The sequence below is a fragment of the Acidovorax sp. GBBC 1281 genome (genome assembly GCF_028473645.1).
Lineage (GTDB): Bacteria > Pseudomonadota > Gammaproteobacteria > Burkholderiales > Burkholderiaceae_C > Paracidovorax.
This window is the reverse complement of the sequence record NZ_CP097269.1, coordinates 3,647,282-3,664,079: the sequence shown is the minus strand read 5'-3', so window position 1 is coordinate 3,664,079 and position 16,798 is coordinate 3,647,282. Positions and strand designations below refer to the sequence as shown.

9 protein-coding genes, 2 tRNA genes and 1 pseudogene are annotated in these 16,798 nt (G+C 63.7%); 10 read left to right on the top strand and 2 right to left on the bottom strand.

All coding sequences use genetic code 11. The annotated features are described in order from the left end of the window. Nucleotides 1–180: 180 nt before the first annotated feature. Together M5C96_RS17110 and hpnC are read right to left on the bottom strand one after the other, a co-directional pair. On the bottom strand, nucleotides 181–1,581 hold the full coding sequence (locus M5C96_RS17110) for an L-serine ammonia-lyase (protein WP_272564312.1): 1,401 nt from the start codon (nucleotides 1,579–1,581) through the stop codon (nucleotides 181–183). A gap of 241 nt (nucleotides 1,582–1,822) precedes the next feature. Then, on the bottom strand, nucleotides 1,823–2,752 hold the full coding sequence (hpnC, locus tag M5C96_RS17105) for a squalene synthase HpnC (protein WP_442867320.1): 930 nt from the start codon (nucleotides 2,750–2,752) through the stop codon (nucleotides 1,823–1,825). 134 nt (nucleotides 2,753–2,886) lie between these two features. On the opposite strand from hpnC, the gene M5C96_RS17100 reads away from it, so the two are divergent. The 10 genes and pseudogenes from M5C96_RS17100 to M5C96_RS17055 all read left to right on the top strand — a co-directional run bounded on the left by M5C96_RS17100 (nucleotide 2,887) and on the right by M5C96_RS17055 (nucleotide 16,706). After that, the gene (locus M5C96_RS17100) at nucleotides 2,887–4,062 is read left to right on the top strand and encodes an efflux RND transporter periplasmic adaptor subunit (RefSeq protein WP_272569761.1); all 1,176 of its coding nucleotides are present in this window, start codon (nucleotides 2,887–2,889) and stop codon (nucleotides 4,060–4,062) included. A gap of 10 nt (nucleotides 4,063–4,072) precedes the next feature. Further along, a complete protein-coding gene (locus tag M5C96_RS17095) occupies nucleotides 4,073–7,240 on the top strand; it encodes an efflux RND transporter permease subunit (RefSeq protein ID WP_272564310.1) in 3,168 nt (1,055 codons plus the stop codon). Between the two features lie 93 nt (nucleotides 7,241–7,333). Next, a tRNA-Leu gene (locus M5C96_RS17090) sits at nucleotides 7,334–7,420 on the top strand. A gap of 54 nt (nucleotides 7,421–7,474) precedes the next feature. Further along, nucleotides 7,475–8,785, top strand: a complete 1,311-nt coding sequence (gene tig / locus M5C96_RS17085) for a trigger factor (protein WP_272564309.1) — start codon at nucleotides 7,475–7,477, stop codon at nucleotides 8,783–8,785. Nucleotides 8,786–8,909: 124 nt separating this feature from the next. Then, entirely contained in the window at nucleotides 8,910–9,518 is a 609-nt protein-coding gene (gene clpP / locus M5C96_RS17080) for an ATP-dependent Clp endopeptidase proteolytic subunit ClpP (RefSeq protein ID WP_092740460.1), read from the top strand. Nucleotides 9,519–9,618: 100 nt separating this feature from the next. Further along, nucleotides 9,619–10,884, top strand: a complete 1,266-nt coding sequence (gene clpX, locus M5C96_RS17075) for an ATP-dependent Clp protease ATP-binding subunit ClpX (RefSeq protein ID WP_092740458.1) — start codon at nucleotides 9,619–9,621, stop codon at nucleotides 10,882–10,884. A gap of 139 nt (nucleotides 10,885–11,023) precedes the next feature. After that, on the top strand, nucleotides 11,024–13,447 hold the full coding sequence (lon, locus tag M5C96_RS17070; protein ID WP_272564307.1) for an endopeptidase La: 2,424 nt from the start codon (nucleotides 11,024–11,026) through the stop codon (nucleotides 13,445–13,447). Nucleotides 13,448–13,532: 85 nt separating this feature from the next. Further along, nucleotides 13,533–13,608: transfer RNA gene (locus M5C96_RS17065), tRNA-Gly, on the top strand. 224 nt (nucleotides 13,609–13,832) lie between these two features. After that, nucleotides 13,833–15,673: pseudogene (locus M5C96_RS17060) on the top strand (tyrosine-type recombinase/integrase). A 319-nt stretch (nucleotides 15,674–15,992) separates the two neighbouring features. After that, on the top strand, nucleotides 15,993–16,706 hold the full coding sequence (locus M5C96_RS17055) for a DUF3944 domain-containing protein (protein WP_272564306.1): 714 nt from the start codon (nucleotides 15,993–15,995) through the stop codon (nucleotides 16,704–16,706). Nucleotides 16,707–16,798 lie beyond the last annotated feature (92 nt).

The window sequence follows — 16,798 nt, the reverse complement described above, 5'->3', positions numbered from 1 at the left end:
GGTGGAGGCGAAAAAGGCGGATGAAGGAGGACGGCGGATGCGCCGGCGCCCGCACGGGCGAAAACCGCAAAGTGTATGTGCGTGTAACGAAAAAAGGCAGGGCCTGCCCGCGCCCCCGCGTGCAGGTGCGTCTTATTCACCACACCGGTGATGGCGCAGCCCCGGGTTGGGCGCCCTCACTCAGCACTCGACCACGTTCACCGCCAGCCCGCCGCGCGAGGTCTCCTTGTATTTGCTCTTCATGTCGGCACCGGTCTGCATCATGGTCTTGATGACCTGATCGAGCGAGACCATGTGCGTGCCGTTGCCGCGCAGGGCCATGCGCGCGGCGTTGATGGCCTTGATCGCGCCCATCGCGTTGCGCTCGATGCAGGGGATCTGCACCAGCCCGCCCACAGGGTCGCACGTCATGCCCAGGTTGTGCTCCATGCCGATCTCGGCCGCGTTCTCGACCTGCGCGGGCGTGCCGCCCATCACCGCCGCCAGCGCGCCGGCCGCCATCGAGCAGGCCACGCCCACTTCGCCCTGGCAGCCCACCTCGGCACCCGAGAGCGAGGCGTTTTCCTTGTAGATGATGCCGATGGCGCCGGCCGTGAGCAGGAAGTCGGCGATGCCGTCCTCGTCGGCGCCGGGCACGAACTTCACGTAGTAGTGCAGCACCGCCGGGATCACGCCGGCCGCGCCGTTGGTGGGCGCGGTGACGACGCGCCCGCCCGCCGCGTTCTCCTCGTTGACGGCCATGGCGTAGAGGTTGATCCAGTCCAGCATCGACAGCGGATCGCGCAGCGCCTCTTCGGCGCGGCCGGACAGCGTCTGGTGCAGCTGGCCCGCGCGGCGCTGCAGCCGCATGGGGCCGGGCAGGCTGCCGTGGCTGGCGCAGCCGCGCTGCACGGCGCCGGCCATGGTCTGCCAGATATGCAGCAGGCGGTGGCGCACGTGCGCGCGGCTGTGCCAGTGCCCTTCGTTGGCCAGCGTGACGGCGGCGATGCCCTGTCCGGTGGCGGCGCATTGGGCCAGCAGTTCGGCGGCGGTGCGGTAGGGGTGGGGCAGTCCCGTGCCCGAGCCTGCCGCGCCTGGGTCCAGGGCCTCGACGCTGTTGAGCACCCGCTGGCCGCCTTCGTCCACCACGAAGCCGCCGCCCACCGAGTAATAGGTGCGCGTGAGCAGAAGTTCGCCCTGCGCGCCATGGGCATGAAAGCTCAGGCCGTTGGGGTGGGACGGCAGGTTCTTTCGCCGGAACAGCAGGTGCTCCTTTTCCATGAACGCGATGCGGTGCTCGCCCAGCAGGTCGATGTGGCCGCCCGTGCGGATCGCCTCGACCGTGGGGCCGATCCGGTCCGGGTCGATGCGGTCGGGCTCGTGCCCGGCCAGGCCCAGCAGCACGGCGCGGTCGGTGCCGTGGCCAATGCCGGTGGCGGCCAGCGAGCCGAACAGCTCCACCACCACGCGGTGCACGGGCGCCAGACCCATGGAATCGCGCAGGGCGACGGCGAACTGCCGCGCCGCGATCATGGGGCCCACGGTATGGGAGCTGGAGGGGCCGATACCGATCTTGAACAGGTCGAAAACGCTGACGGACATGGCGGGCAATGCGAGGGCTGTGCGGCGCGCAGGCTAACCGGCTGGTGGGGGCCGGGCATGCTCGCTATCCCGGGGCGGCCTTGCGCGAGGCCCGTTCCTTACCGGCTCAATCAAAATCGATTGCTACAAAAAATATAGCGTCATGCCTTAGTACCCATTGTGCTGGAGGCCGATTCGATGCCCTGCATTGTCGGCCTCCAGGGCCGCGACTGAAGCCGCGCTTGCCGGGCATGAATTCGCCTTACATCGCCACGGCCCGGCCCAGCATGCGGGCCCAGTCCAGCAGGCGCAGGCGCGGGCGGGTGTGCAGGCTGCCGCCGTCGAGCGCCTCCACCTTGTCCAGGATGCGCAGTCCGCCCTGCACGACCAGGCGCAGCTCCCAGCCGGCGCGCCCGGGCAGGCGGTGCACCAGGGGCGCGCCTTGGTCCATCAGCCCGCGCGCCCAGGCCGCGCAGTCGTTGACCAGCGCGCGCGTGGCGGGTGTGGTGCGCAGCGTGGACAGGGCCGCGCGGTCCACCCGGTGCGCCCCGCAGTCGGCGTCGGTGAGGTAGTGGCGCCCGCGCGGAATGTCCACGCTCAGGTCCTGCCAGAAGTTGATGAGCTGCAACGCCGAGCAGATGGCGTCGCTGCGCGCGAGCGATTCGGCATCGTGCACGCCGTAGAGGTGCAGCAGCAGCCGGCCGACGGGATCGGCCGAGCGCCGGCAGTAATCCAGCAGTTCGGCCCGGTCGGCGTACACGGCGCCGTCCCGCGTGCGGGCGATGTCCTGCGTGAACGCACTCAGCAGGTCGGCCAGCAGCGGCACGGGCAGGGCATGGCTGCGCAGCACGGCCTGCAGCGGGCCGAAGATGGCGGCCCAGCGCGCGCCGGGCGGGTGGCCGGCTGCGATGGACTGTAGCTCGGCCCCATAGGCCGCCAGGTCCGCCAGGCGTTCCTCCGGGCCGGCGTCCCCTTCGTCGGCCAGGTCGTCCGCGGCGCGCGCGAAGGCGTAGATGGCCGCGATGGGCTGGCGCAGGTGCGGCGGGCACAGCAGCGAGGCCACGGGAAAGTTTTCGTAGTGCGTCACGGCCGGCGCTTGGGGTGTGCCGGGCGGTGCGGTGCGGGGGCGGGGTTCGGAGGAGGGAAGCGTCACGGCGCGATTGTCGCTTGACAAGGTGACGTGGCTTCTCATAGATTACTAACCAGTCAGTCATTAAAACGAACCGCTTTCCCGGAACCAGCATGAACACCTCTGTCGCGCCGCGGCTTTCCCGGCCGTTCCCCTCGCAGCCCCTTCTCGGGGCATTTTCTTGGGTGCAGCGCGCGATGGGGGGGCTGGCCGTCGGCGCGGCCGTCCTCGCTGGCGTAGGCTGCTCCAAGCCCGAGCCCGCCCCGGAGCCGGTGCGCTCGGTCAAGCTGCTCACCGTGGGCGCCGCCCCGCTGAACACCCAGCTCGAATATGCCGGCGAAGTGCGGGCGCGCATCGAATCGCGCCTGGGCTTTCGGGTGGCGGGCAAGATCGTGCAGCGCCAGGCCGAACTGGGCCAGCGCGTGCAGGCGGGCCAGATGCTGGCCCAGCTCGACCCGCGCGACTACCAGCTGGCCGCCGAAGCGTCGCGCGCGCAGGTCGCCTCCGCTGCCACGCAGCGGGACTTGGCCGCTGCCGACTACCAGCGCTACGCCGCGCTCAAGGCGCAGAACTTCATCAGCGGCGCCGAGCTGGAGCGCCGCGCCTCCACCCTCAAGGCCGCCGACGCCTCGCTCGACCAGGCGCGTGCGCAACTGGCCTCGCAAGGCAACCAGACCGGCTACACGCGGCTGGTGGCCGACGTGTCTGGCGTGGTCACCAGCATCGATGCCGAGCCGGGCCAAGTGGTGTCCGCCGGCACGCCGGTGGTGCGCATTGCCCAGGACGGCCCGCGCGACGTCGTCTTCGTCGTGCCGGAGGACAAGGTCGCCCGCGTGAAGGCCGGCCAGCCGGTGGCCGTGCGGTCGTGGTCGGGCGGCGCGCCTTTGACCGGCCGGGTGCGCGAGGTGGCGGCCAGCGCCGATGCCGTCACCCGCACCTTCCAGATCAAGGTGGCCATCGAAGGCGCCGAGGCGCCGCCGCTCGGCGCCACCGTGTACGTCACGCCCGAGGCCCTGGGCCATGCCGGCCAGCAGGCCATCAAGCTGCCCACCAGCGCGCTGCGCCAGGACGGCCAGCAGACGGCCGTGTGGGTCTTCGACGCCGCCAGCGGCACCGTGCGGTCGCAAGCCGTGCAGATCGCCACGGCGGACGGCAACGAGGCGGTGGTGGCTTCGGGGCTGGCCCCGGGCATGCAGGTGGTGGCGACGGGCGTGCACGTGCTGTCGCCCGGCCAGAAGGTCGTGCCCTACCAGCCCAAGACGCCTGCAGCGCAATCCAATCCAGCGCAGACGGCTGCCAATGGCGTGGCAAGCCCCGCCAGTGCCACGGCCTCCGGCCCGGCGCCCGCCGCGACCGCATCGTCCGCCCGCTGAAGGCCGCTCCATGACGCAGATCCAGCCGAAAGAGGGCTTCAATCTCTCCAAATGGGCGCTCGACCATCCGGCGCTCACCCGCTACCTGATGATCGTGCTGATGCTGATGGGCTTTGGCGCCTACTTCCAGCTCGGGCAGGACGAGGACCCGCCGTTCACCTTCCGCGCGATGGTGGTGCGCACCTACTGGCCCGGCGCCACGGCGCAGCAGGTGGCCGAGCAGGTCACCGACAAGCTCGAACGCACCCTGCAGGAGGTGCCCTACGCCGACAGGATCCGAAGCTACTCCAAGCCCGGCGAGTCGCAGATCATCTTCAACATCAAGGACTCTTCCAGGTCCGCGGACGTGCCCAATGTCTGGTACACGGTGCGCAAGAAGATCGGTGACATGCGAGCCACCCTGCCGCAGGGCGTGCAGGGGCCGTTCTTCAACGACGATTTCGGCGACGTCTATGGCGTGATCTACGCGCTGGAGTCCGAAGGCTTCAGCTATGCCGAGATGAAGACCTTCGCCGACGATGTGCGCCAGCAGCTGCTGCGCGTGCCCGACGTGGCCAAGGTCGAGCAGTTCGGCGTGCAGGACGAAAAGCTCTACATTGAAATCTCGCAAAAGCGCCTGGCGCAACTGGGCCTGGACATGAACCAGGTGCTGTCGCAACTGGGCCAGCAGAACGCGGTGGAAAGCGGCGGCATCATCCAGACGCCGCAGGACCAGGTCCAGGTGCGCGTGGCCGGTCAATTCGGTGCGGTCGAAGACCTGCGCGCCATGCCGATCCGCGGCGCCTCGGGCGCGCAGCTGCGCCTGGGCGACATCGCCGACATTCACCGCGGCTACGTGGAGCCGCCGGCCGTGAAGGTGCGCCACCAGGGCCAGGAAGTGATCGCGCTCGGCGTGTCGATGGCCAAGGGCGGAGACATCATCCGCCTGGGCGAAGCCCTGAAGACCGCCACGCAGAAGATCGAAAAGACCCTGCCGGCCGGCGTGCGGTTCGTGAACGTGCAGGACCAGCCAAAGTCGGTTTCTTCTTCGGTCAACGAGTTCGTGAAGGTGCTGATCGAAGCCGTGGTGATCGTGCTGGCCGTGAGCTTCCTGGCGCTGGGGCTGCACAAGCGCCCGGGCCGCCATCCGCTGTGGAAGCGCTGGACGCTGGACATCCGCCCGGGCCTGGTGGTGGGCATCACCATTCCGCTGGTGCTGGCCGTCACGTTCCTGGCCATGTGGTACTGGAACATCGGGCTGCACAAGATCTCGCTGGGCTCGCTCATCATCGCGCTGGGCCTGCTGGTGGACGACGCCATCATTGCCGTCGAGATGATGGTGCGCAAGATGGAGGAGGGCTACGACAAGGTGCGCGCGGCCACCTTCGCCTACGAGATCACCGCCATGCCGATGCTGACCGGCACGCTGATCACGGCAGCGGGCTTCCTGCCGATCGGCATCGCCAAGTCGGTGACGGGGGAATACACCTTTGCCATCTTCGCGGTCACGGTGATCGCGCTGGTGCTGTCGTGGCTGGTCTCGGTGTACTTCGTGCCGTACCTGGGCACGCTGCTGCTCAAGAAGCCGCCGCACGTGCACACCGGCCCGGACGGCCAGCCGCACGAGGCGTTCGACAGCGGGTTCTACAACGTCTTTCGCCGCTGCGTGGACTGGTGCGTGCGCTACCGCTGGATCACCATCGGGCTCACGGTGGCCACCTTCGCGCTCGGCATCGTCGGCATGGGACGCGTGCAGCAGCAGTTCTTCCCGGATTCGAGCCGCCCTGAAATCCTGATGGACATCTGGTTCCCGGAAGGCACCTCGTTCGAAGCCAACGAAGAGGCCACGCGCCGCGTCGAGCAGCGTCTGCGGGCCGAGGCGGGCGTGTCCACCGTCAGCGTGTGGGTGGGCTCGGGCGTGCCGCGCTTTTATCTGCCGCTGGACCAGGTCTTCCCGCAGACCAACGTGTCGCAGTTCATCGTGATCCCGCAGGACCTGCACGTGCGCGAGTCGTTGCGCGTCGGGTTGCCCGAGATCATGGCGCGCGAGTTCCCCGAGGTGCGGGCGCGCGTGAAGCTGCTGCCCAACGGGCCGCCCGTGCCTTACCCGGTGCAGTTCCGCGTGGTGGGCACCGATCCCGCCGTGCTGCGCGCCCGGGCCGATGAGGTCAAGGCCATCCTGCGCGACCACCCGCAGATGCGCGGCGTGAACGACAACTGGAACGAATCCGTCAAGGTCATGCGCCTGGAAGTGGACCAGGACAAGGCCCGCGCCCTGGGCGTGACCAGCCAGTCCATCGCCCAGGCCGCGCGCACCGTCTTCACCGGCACGACCGTGGGCCAGTACCGCGAGGGCGACAAGCTCATCGACATCGTGTTCCGCCAGCCGCCGGACGAACGCAAGGCCATCACCGACGTGGCCAATGCCTACCTGCCAACCGCTTCGGGCAAGTCGATTCCGCTCACGCAGATCGCGCGCCCGGTCTTCACCTGGGAGCCGGGGGTGATGTGGCGCGAGAACCGCGACTACGCCATCACCGTGCAGGGCGACGTCATCGAAGGCCTGCAGGGCGCAACCGTCACCGAAGCGCTGGTGCCCGGCCTGCGGCAGCTGGAGGCGAAGTGGCATGCGGCCGGCCAGGGCGGCTACCGCATCGAGGTCGCGGGTGCCGTGGAGGAAAGCTCCAAGGGCTCGGCCTCCATCGCCGCGGGCGTGCCGATCATGCTGTTCATCACGTTCACCCTGCTCATGCTCCAACTGCACAGCTTCAGCCGCGCGGTGCTGGTGTTCCTCACCGGACCGCTGGGCATCGCCGGGGTGGCGGGGGCGTTGCTGCTGCTGGGACGGCCGTTCGGGTTCGTGGCGCTGCTGGGGGTGATCGCGCTCATGGGCATGATCCAGCGCAACTCCGTCATCCTGATCGACCAGATCGAGCAGGACCGCGCGCGGGGCGTGCCCGCGTGGGACGCCATCGTGGAGTCGGCCGTGCGCCGGCTGCGTCCCATCGTGCTCACGGCCGCCGCGGCGGTGCTGGCCATGATCCCGCTGTCGCGCAGCGTGTTCTGGGGCCCGATGGCCGTGGCCATCATGGGCGGCCTGATCGTGGCGACGGTGCTCACGCTGCTGGCGCTGCCGGCCATGTACGCGGCCTGGCTCCGCGTGAAAGAGCCCGATCCGCATGCGCCGAAGCCGGCCTGATCGGAGACGGTCCGCCGACAAGGTAAAATCGAAGGTTGACCAATTTCACACAGGTGGCCGGCCCTGCCGGTCGCCTGTTTTGTCTGTAAGTTTGCGCGGGTGGCGAAATTGGTAGACGCACCAGGTTTAGGTCCTGACGCCAGCAATGGTGTGGGGGTTCGAGTCCCCCCCCGCGCACCACGGTGCGGCTGCAAAAGCAGCCGTCACGGTCCCCATATTCATAGAGGAAGAGCCATGGCCGTTACTGTTGAAACCCTTGAAAAGCTCGAGCGCAAGATCACGCTGAGCTTGCCCCTCACCGCGATCCAGTCCGAGGTCGACTCGCGCCTCAAGCGCCTGGCCCGCACCGTGAAGATGGACGGCTTCCGTCCCGGCAAGGTGCCGATGAACGTCGTGGCCCAGCGCTATGGCTACTCGGTCCAGTACGAAGTGCTGAACGACAAGGTCGGCGAGGCGTTCGCCCAGGCCGCCAACGAAGCCAACCTGCGCGTGGCCGGCCAGCCCCGCATCACCGAAAAAGACGGCGCGCCGGAAGGCCAGGTCACCTTCGACGCCATTTTCGAGGTGTTCCCTGAAGTCAAGATCGCCGATCTGGCCGGCGCCGAAGTCGAAAAGCTGTCCGCTGAAGTGACCGACGCCGCCATCGACAAGACCATTGACATCCTGCGCAAGCAGCGCCGCAGCTTCGCCCAGCGCGCGCAAGCCGCCGCCGCTGAAGACGGCGACCGCGTGACGGTCGACTTCGAAGGCAAGATCGACGGCGAAACCTTCTCCGGCGGCAAGGCCGAAGACTTCCAGTTCCTGGTCGGCGAAGGCCAGATGCTCAAGGAATTCGAAGACGCCGTGCGTGGCATGAAGTCCGGCGAAAGCAAGACCTTCCCGTTGGCCTTCCCCGAGGACTACCACGGCAAGGACGTGGCCGGCAAGACGGCTGACTTCATGGTCACCGTGAAGAAGATCGAAGCCGCCCACCTGCCCGAAGTGAACGAGCAGCTCGCCAAGTCCCTCGGCATCGCCGACGGCACGGTCGACGGCCTGCGCGCCGACATCAAGAAAAACCTGGAACGCGAAGTCAAGTTCCGCCTGCTGGCCCGCAACAAGCAGGCCGTGATGGACGCCCTGGTGTCCAAGGCCGAGCTGGACCTGCCCAATGCCAGCGTGCAGGCCGAGATCGCCCGCCTGCTGGAAGGTGCCCGTGCCGACCTGAAGCAACGCGGCATCAAGGACGCCGACAAGGCCGAAATCCCGGAAGACGTGTTCCGCCCCCAGGCCGAGCGCCGCGTGCGCCTGGGCCTCGTGGTGGCCGAACTGGTGCGTGCCAATGAACTGCACGCCAAGCCCGAGCAACTGAAGGCCCACGTGGACGAACTGGCCGCCAGCTACGAAAAGCCGGAAGACGTCGTGCGCTGGTACTTTGGCGACCGTCAGCGTCTGGCCGAAGTCGAGGCCGTCGTCATCGAAAACAACGTGACCGACTTCGTGATGGGCAAGGCCAAGGTGACGGACAAGTCCGTTTCCTTCGACGAACTGATGGGCCAGGGCTGATGCGCTGCTGCCGCCGGACCGCCCGATTGCGGTTTCTGGCGGCTGGATGACATCGGGGGCTTGTGCTTGCGTGCACAAGCCCCAATTCATTTCTGGGTACAGTATCCGCATGACAGGAGAAAACATGAGTGCACTGGAAACACAAGCCTTGGGCATGGTCCCCATGGTCATCGAGCAGTCGGGGCGCGGCGAACGCTCCTACGACATCTATTCGCGGCTGCTGAAAGAGCGCATTATTTTTTTGGTGGGCGAGGTCAATGACCAGACCGCCAACCTCGTGGTGGCCCAGTTGCTGTTCCTCGAAAGCGAGAACCCCGACAAGGACATCTCGTTCTATATAAACTCCCCGGGCGGCAGCGTCACGGCCGGCATGGCGATCTACGACACCATGCAGTTCATCAAGCCCGATGTGTCGACCATGTGCGTGGGCTTTGCCGCCAGCATGGGCGCCTTCCTGCTGGCCGCCGGTGCCAAGGGCAAGCGGTTTTCCCTGCCGAACTCCAAGATCATGATCCACCAGGTGCTGGGCGGGGCCCGTGGCCAGGCGACGGACATCGAAATCCACGCACGCGACATTCTGCGTACCAAGGACCAGATGAACCGCATCCTGGCGGAACGCACCGGACAGCCCCTGGACAAGGTCAAGAACGACACCGAGCGCGACTACTTCCTCACGGCCGATGAGGCCAAGGAATACGGTCTGGTCGATCAGGTGATCGCCAAGCGCCCCTGATCGCTCCGCAAGGGAATACGCGGCGTTTTCCCCAGGGAAGACGCCGTTTTTTATTTCGTTATCATCCCGACAACGTTCCGCAACACGAGGCATTGCCCCCATGGCCGAGAAAAAAGGCTCTTCCAGCGAAAAAACCCTTTACTGCTCCTTCTGCGGCAAAAGCCAGCACGAGGTAAAGAAGCTGATCGCCGGTCCGTCGGTTTTTATCTGCGACGAGTGCATCGACCTGTGCAATGAAATCATTCGGGACGAGCTTCCAGCAGCCGACGGCACGCGCGAATCGCGCGGCGACCTTCCCACCCCCGCGGAGATCAAGGCGAACCTGGACAGCTACGTCATCGGCCAGGACTTCGCCAAGCGCACGCTGGCCGTGGCCGTGTACAACCACTACAAGCGGTTGCGCCACAAGGACAAGGCCGGCAAGGACGAGGTGGAACTGTCCAAGAGCAACATCCTGCTGATCGGGCCCACCGGCTCGGGCAAGACGCTGCTGGCCCAGACGCTGGCCCGCATGCTGGACGTGCCTTTCGTGATGGCGGACGCCACCACCTTGACCGAGGCCGGCTACGTGGGTGAAGACGTCGAGAACATCGTGCAAAAGCTCCTGCAAAGCTGCAACTACGAAGTGGAGCGGGCCCAGCGCGGCATCGTCTACATCGACGAGATCGACAAGATTTCCCGCAAGTCGGACAACCCGTCCATCACGCGGGACGTGTCGGGCGAAGGGGTTCAGCAGGCGCTGCTCAAGCTCATCGAAGGCACCATGGCCAGCGTGCCCCCGCAGGGTGGCCGCAAGCATCCCAACCAGGACTTCCTGCAGATCGACACGACGAACATCCTGTTCATCTGCGGCGGCGCATTCGCGGGCCTGGAGAAGGTGATCGAGAACCGCACGGAGGCCTCGGGCATCGGTTTTGGGGCGTCGGTCAAGAGCAAGAAGCAACGGTCCCTGACCGAGGTGTTCACCGAGATCGAGCCCGAAGATCTGATCAAGTTCGGTCTCATTCCCGAACTGGTGGGCCGCATGCCCGTCGTGACGGCCCTGGCCGAGCTCAGCGAGGATGCGCTGGTCCAGATCCTGACCGAGCCCAAGAACGCACTGGTCAAGCAGTACAACAAGCTGCTGTCCATGGAGGGCGTGGACCTGGAGATCCGCCCTGCGGCGCTCAAGGCCATTGCCCGCAAGGCGCTCGCCCGCAAGACCGGCGCGCGCGGCCTGCGGTCGATTCTGGAGCAATCGCTGATCAGCACCATGTTCGACCTGCCCAATGCCACCAATGTGGAAAAAGTGGTGGTGGACGAGTCCACCATCGAGGAAAACAAGGCGCCCCTGCTCGTGTACCGAGAGGCCGCCAAGAAAGCCTGAGGCGCGGCCCGCCGGTAACGCAGCAGCCGCCTGCAGTCCTCTCCGCCTGCAACCCATCGCCTTCGCTTCATCGGCGATAGTGGTGGGTTGAAAAATCTCGCTGTTGGACCATATTCCAAGCAGCTTCATGAGGATTTCCATGTCCGGACACACCCCACTGCCTGCCACCCCCATCGACCTGCCGTTGCTACCGTTGCGCGACGTCGTGGTCTTCCCCCACATGGTGATCCCGCTGTTCGTAGGACGCCCCAAGAGCATCAAGGCGCTGGAACTGGCCATGGACGCCGACCGGCGGATCATGCTGGTCGCCCAGAAAACCGCCGCCAAGGACGAGCCCCTCGTCTCGGACATGTTCGACGTGGGTTGCGTTTCCACGATCCTGCAGATGCTGAAATTGCCTGATGGCACCGTCAAGGTGCTGGTCGAGGGGCAGCAGCGGGCACTCGTGTCTGCCATCCAGGACAATGAAACCCATTTCACCGCGACCGTGGCTCCTGTCGAAGCGCAGGAGGACGAGAGCAAGCCCAGCGAGATCGAGGCCTTGCGTCGGGCCGTGATGCAGCAGTTCGACCAATACGTCAAGCTGAACAAGAAGATTCCACCGGAAATCCTCACCTCGATCTCTGCCATCGATGATCCAGGGCGTTTGGCGGACACCATTGCCGCCCACCTGCCGCTCAAGCTGGAAAACAAGCAGGTCGTGCTCGACCTGTCGGATGTGAAGCTGCGCCTCGAAAACCTCTTCGAGCAGCTGGATCGCGAAGTGGACATCCTCAATGTCGACAAGAAGATCCGTGGCCGCGTGAAGCGCCAGATGGAGAAGAACCAGCGCGATTTCTATCTGAACGAGCAGGTCAAGGCCATTCAGAAGGAACTGGGCGAGGGCGAGGAAGGCGCGGACATCGAGGAGATCGAAAAGAAGATCAAGCTCGCCAAGATGCCCGCTGACGCGCGCAAGAAGGCGAACAGCGAGCTCAAGAAGCTCAAGCTCATGTCGCCCATGTCGGCCGAAGCCACGGTGGTGCGCAACTACATTGAAGTGCTCACCGGGTTGCCGTGGAGCAAAAAGACCAAGATCAAGCACGACCTTGCCAATGCCGAGGGCGTGCTCAATGAAGACCATTACGGTCTCGACAAGGTCAAGGACCGCATCCTGGAATACCTCGCGGTCCAGCAGCGCGTGGACAAGGTTAAGGCCCCCATTCTGTGTCTGGTGGGGCCACCCGGTGTTGGCAAGACCTCGCTCGGGCAGTCGATTGCCAAGGCGACCGGGCGTAAATACGTGCGCATGGCGTTGGGCGGTATGCGTGACGAAGCGGAGATCCGCGGTCACCGCCGGACCTACATCGGCGCCATGCCCGGCAAGGTGCTGCAGAGCCTGAACAAGGTCGGTACGCGCAATCCGCTGTTCCTGCTGGACGAAATCGACAAGCTGGGTACGGATTTCCGGGGCGATCCTTCGAGCGCCCTGCTGGAAGTGCTCGATCCTGAGCAGAACCACAAGTTCGGCGACCACTACGTCGAAGTCGATTTCGATTTGAGCGACGTGATGTTTGTCGCCACCTCCAATTCGATGAACATCCCGCCGGCGCTGCTGGACCGGATGGAAGTGATCCGCCTGTCGGGCTACACCGAAGACGAGAAAACCAACATCGCCATGAAGTACCTGCTGCCCAAGCAGATGGGCAACAACGGCGTCAAAGACGAGGAACTGCAAGTCACCGAGTCGGCGGTGCGGGACGTGGTTCGCTACTACACGCGCGAAGCAGGGGTGCGTTCGCTGGAGCGCGAGTTGTCCAAGATCTGCCGCAAGGTCGTCAAGGGACTGCAGCTTAAGCAGCTGACGCCGCAAGTCGTGGTGACCGCGGACAACCTCCCCGACTATCTTGGCGTGCGCAAGTACACCTATGGCCGTGCGGAGCAGCAGAACCAGGTGGGGCAGGTGGTGGGCCTGGCATGGACCGAAGTGGGGGGCGATTTGCTCACCATCGAAGCGGCCACCATGCCCGGCAAGGGCGTGATCACGCGCACCGGCTCGCTGGGCGATGTCATGAAGGAATCGGTGGAAGCGGCACGAACCGTGGTGCGCAGCCGCTCCCGCATGCTCGGCATCAAGGACGAGGCCTTCGAAAAGCGCGACATCCACATCCACGTGCCCGACGGTGCGACGCCCAAGGACGGGCCCAGCGCCGGCGCGGCCATGACGACCGCTTTCGTTTCGGCGCTGACCGGCATCCCCGTGCGAGGCGATGTGGCGATGACCGGAGAAATCACCTTGCGAGGCGAGGTAACGGCCATCGGTGGGCTGAAGGAAAAATTGCTGGCTGCATTGCGCGGTGGCATCAAGACCGTCTTGATCCCCGAAGAGAACGTCAAGGACCTGCAGGAGATTCCCGAGAACGTGAAGAGCGGGCTGGAAATCGTGCCGGTGAAGTGGATCGACAAGGTGCTGGAAGTGGCGCTCGAGCGCAAACCGATCGCGCTCACCGATGAGGAAATCGCTGCGGCAGTGCCTGCGCCAGAAGAAAAAACTTCCACTACTGCAGGCTCTGTGAAGCATTGATGGAAATTTGTCGAAAGCCTCCAAAAATTGCGCTACAATTCATCCCATCGATGCAAACGTTGTACAATGTGAGGCTTCGGTAAATGCGGGAATAGCTCAGTTGGTAGAGCGCAACCTTGCCAAGGTTGAGGTCGAGAGTTCGAGACTCTTTTCCCGCTCCAATTTATGATCTACAGACTTCCACTGACGTCTGTAAGTCGTTGAAAACAGGGGCTTTTGCCCCTTTTTTCATTCCAGTGACGTCTATTGAAATCCGCCTGCATCCAGGACTTTTAAGTCCATTCTTAAGTCCATCAATACGGACGCGGCGCAGACCGGATTGTTGCTGGAGGAGCGAGGCCAAAGAGACAAGCATGTAGCCCTGACGCGAAGCTCAGGAGATAGCATGGCACTCTCGGATATGGCCGTCCGCAACGCAAAGCCGAACGGCAAACCCTACACACTCAGCGATATCGACGGGCTTTGCCTCGCAGTCTCTCCGACCGGGGGCAAGGCATGGCACTACCGTTACTACTGGGTCGGCAAGCAAAAACGCATGTCGCTCGGAACCTACCCGGAAGTGGGGCTGCGAGAAGCCCGTGCATTGCGCGACGGAGCCCGTGCTCTGCTGGCCAAGGGGATCAATCCCCGCTCGGATCGAAAGCAAAAGCGGCAGGCCGTGCGCCTGGCGGACGAGAACACCTTCAAGGCTGTCTTTGACAAGTGGGTCATCCACCGTTCTCTGAGCCTCAAGGAAGGCCGTCAAACGACGCTCTCGCAGATCAAACGGGTTTTCGACAACGATGTTCTGCCCACCCTCGGAAAAACGCCCATCTACGAAATCCAGCGGCCTGACCTGTTGGAGGTCGTTGCCAGGATCGAGCGGCGCAAGGCCCTGAGCGTTGCCGAGAAAGTGCGCACATGGCTGCGCCAGTTGTTTCGTTACGCCCTGATCGTCGTCCCCGGGCTGCAACAGAACCCGGCGTTCGATCTGGATGTCGTGGCCATGCCTCAGCCTCCGGTTCGCCATAACCCGTTCCTGCGCATGGCCGAGTTGCCCGCGATGCTGCAGCGTTTGCGCAGATACCACGGCAAACTGCAAACCCAGCTCGGACTGCGATTGCTGATGCTGACCGGGGTGCGGACGGGGGAATTGCGCTTGGCGACCCCGGACCAGTTCCACCTCGATCAGGGGCTGTGGATCATCCCGCCCGAGGTCGTGAAGCAATTGCAGTTGGAGATGCGCAAGGAGGGCAAGCGTCCCGCCGACATTCCCCCTTACATCGTGCCGTTATCCGTGCAGGCCATGGAGATCGTCCGACACATGCTGGCGAAATTCAAGCCCGCGCAAAAGTACCTGTTCTGCCACTACAGCGACCTGAAAAAACGCATCAGCGAAAACACGCTGAATGCCGCACTCAAGCGCATGGGCTACACCGATCAACTGACCGGCCACGGTATCCGGGGAACCATGTCCACCGCACTGCATGAAATCGGGTACCCGAAGGTCTGGATCGATGCCCAGCTTTCCCACACCGACCCGGATCAGGTGAGCGCCGCCTACAACCATGCGGAATATGGGAGCAACGCCGGCACATGATGCAGGACTGGGCGGACCGGCTCGATCTGTTCGAGCAGCATCAGGTCGAAGCGGGCAGCATGCGCCTGACCCTGCATCTGGAGGGCGTCCCGGAAGTTGTGCATGAACGCTCGCACCACGATGCGCGCGGGGCGATCGCACCAACGCCGGTACGGCTGGTGAGCAGCACACCTCAGACTGCGCCAACCGTGCCGGACACGGCGCGCCGCTTGTCGGCCATCGCGGGCCCGAGGGAGCAGTCCGTGTTGTCCGACGCCCAGCGCCAGCGCAACGAGATGGTGGACATCTTCAATGCGCCGCATGTTCTGTCCGCTGCGGAGTTCGCCAAAATGGCGGGCAAGTCCCGCCGCTGGATCAGCTACGAAATCAGCAACAAGAAGATCCTCGCGTTGAGCATGGGCAACCTGGGCCAGCGGGTTCCCGACTGGCATTTCGACCCGCTCAAACACAGGCTCATCCAGGCGGTTCTCAAGCATGCCGGTGATGCCGACCCCTGGGAGATTTACCGGGTGCTTTCACAGCCGCACGACCTGTTGGATGGGCTGGCCCCCGTTCAGGCCGTGACACCGCAAAACTTCCATGAAGCAGTCATGGCCGTGTGCTTCACTTTGAAGGAGAAAGCGCCCAATGCGCAATGGTCGGCTTAAAGAAACCTTGTAGTACTAGCGGTTCTCTTCCTGACAAAGAAGCCTGACCCAAGCATCCAGATAATTAGCCTCGGTAGCGATGAAATTCGACGTGGTTGCCGAGCCTTGTGCCAGCGGAGGAGCAATGACGCAGGGCGCTGCTACAGGTGATCGCTCAGCAGATCAAGCAACTGGTTCTAAGCCTCAGCAATTGCCCAGCCGAGTTGTTCCCTATGCTGAACTGATAACATGTGGATGCGAGTTAGTCTGAGATTTATCAACTTATAGGGGGAAGGCTATGGGATATCGTAGTGACAGTGATTTGGAGTTCTTGGGCGAAATGAAATCCGAAGAACTCGATGACCTTGTTTATTGCCTTACTCACGATAAGGACGGCGATGTTCGGTGGACAGAAGAACTGACTCAGAATTCTCATTACAAGACCCACTATCCCGATCACCATCAGTATTGGAAACTTGTGGCCGCAGAAATTCAGTGCTTTGGTGCCAACTCGTTTGCTACACTTTTTCGGGGCGGGGAGGGGGTAAGATACAAAGAAGTGCTCATGGATGTTTGTGATAAAATGAATGTTAATTACAATAAACGCTCCAGCGCTGAAATAATTGAAGGCAATCTTCTTATGAAGATCCTCACCGATGCTCTTGAGAAAATGAGCCCTGAAGAACTCAATGAATTGGCGAAGGCAACCGGAATTAAAAATGCTGGCGGAATTACGCCAGAAACGATGGTTGGAGTATTTCAGGCTGTATTCCGTGCTGGCGGTTTTAAATCTTACCAGCTGACCCTCATCATTGTTAACGCAGTATTGAAGGCTCTGATTGGTCGTGGCCTCTCTTTTGCTGGCAATGCTGCATTAACAAGAACGATGGCATTGCTTACTGGTCCGATTGGTTGGGTTATTACTGGTCTGTGGACCGCTGTTGACATTGCAGGCGCTGCGTATCGAGTGACGATTCCCGCAGTTATTCAAGTGGCAGCGCTTCGCCAGAAACATCTGAATGGAAAGCAATCGGAGAAAGTTTCTTTTAGTTGAGTGACGCGAAACTGGTTCTCAAAGGCATGCAAGTGCCCGCGACCTTTATAAGCTAGGGCTGCTGGCGGCTAGTGGTGTGCACCAGAGATTCG

Bases quoted from the DNA above. Each gene is read 5' to 3' on its own strand.
- M5C96_RS17110 (WP_272564312.1), bottom strand. From the start codon at position 1,581: ATGTCCGTCAGCGTTTTCGACCTGTTCAAGATCGGTATCGGCCCCTCC.
- lon (WP_272564307.1), top strand. From the start codon at position 11,024: ATGTCCGGACACACCCCACTGCCTGCCACCCCCATCGACCTGCCGTTG.
- M5C96_RS17100 (WP_272569761.1), top strand. From the start codon at position 2,887: ATGGGGGGGCTGGCCGTCGGCGCGGCCGTCCTCGCTGGCGTAGGCTGC.
- clpP (WP_092740460.1), top strand. From the start codon at position 8,910: ATGAGTGCACTGGAAACACAAGCCTTGGGCATGGTCCCCATGGTCATC.
- tig (WP_272564309.1), top strand. From the start codon at position 7,475: ATGGCCGTTACTGTTGAAACCCTTGAAAAGCTCGAGCGCAAGATCACG.
- M5C96_RS17095 (WP_272564310.1), top strand. From the start codon at position 4,073: ATGACGCAGATCCAGCCGAAAGAGGGCTTCAATCTCTCCAAATGGGCG.
- hpnC (WP_442867320.1), bottom strand. From the start codon at position 2,752: ATGAGAAGCCACGTCACCTTGTCAAGCGACAATCGCGCCGTGACGCTT.
- clpX (WP_092740458.1), top strand. From the start codon at position 9,619: ATGGCCGAGAAAAAAGGCTCTTCCAGCGAAAAAACCCTTTACTGCTCC.
- M5C96_RS17055 (WP_272564306.1), top strand. From the start codon at position 15,993: ATGAAATCCGAAGAACTCGATGACCTTGTTTATTGCCTTACTCACGAT.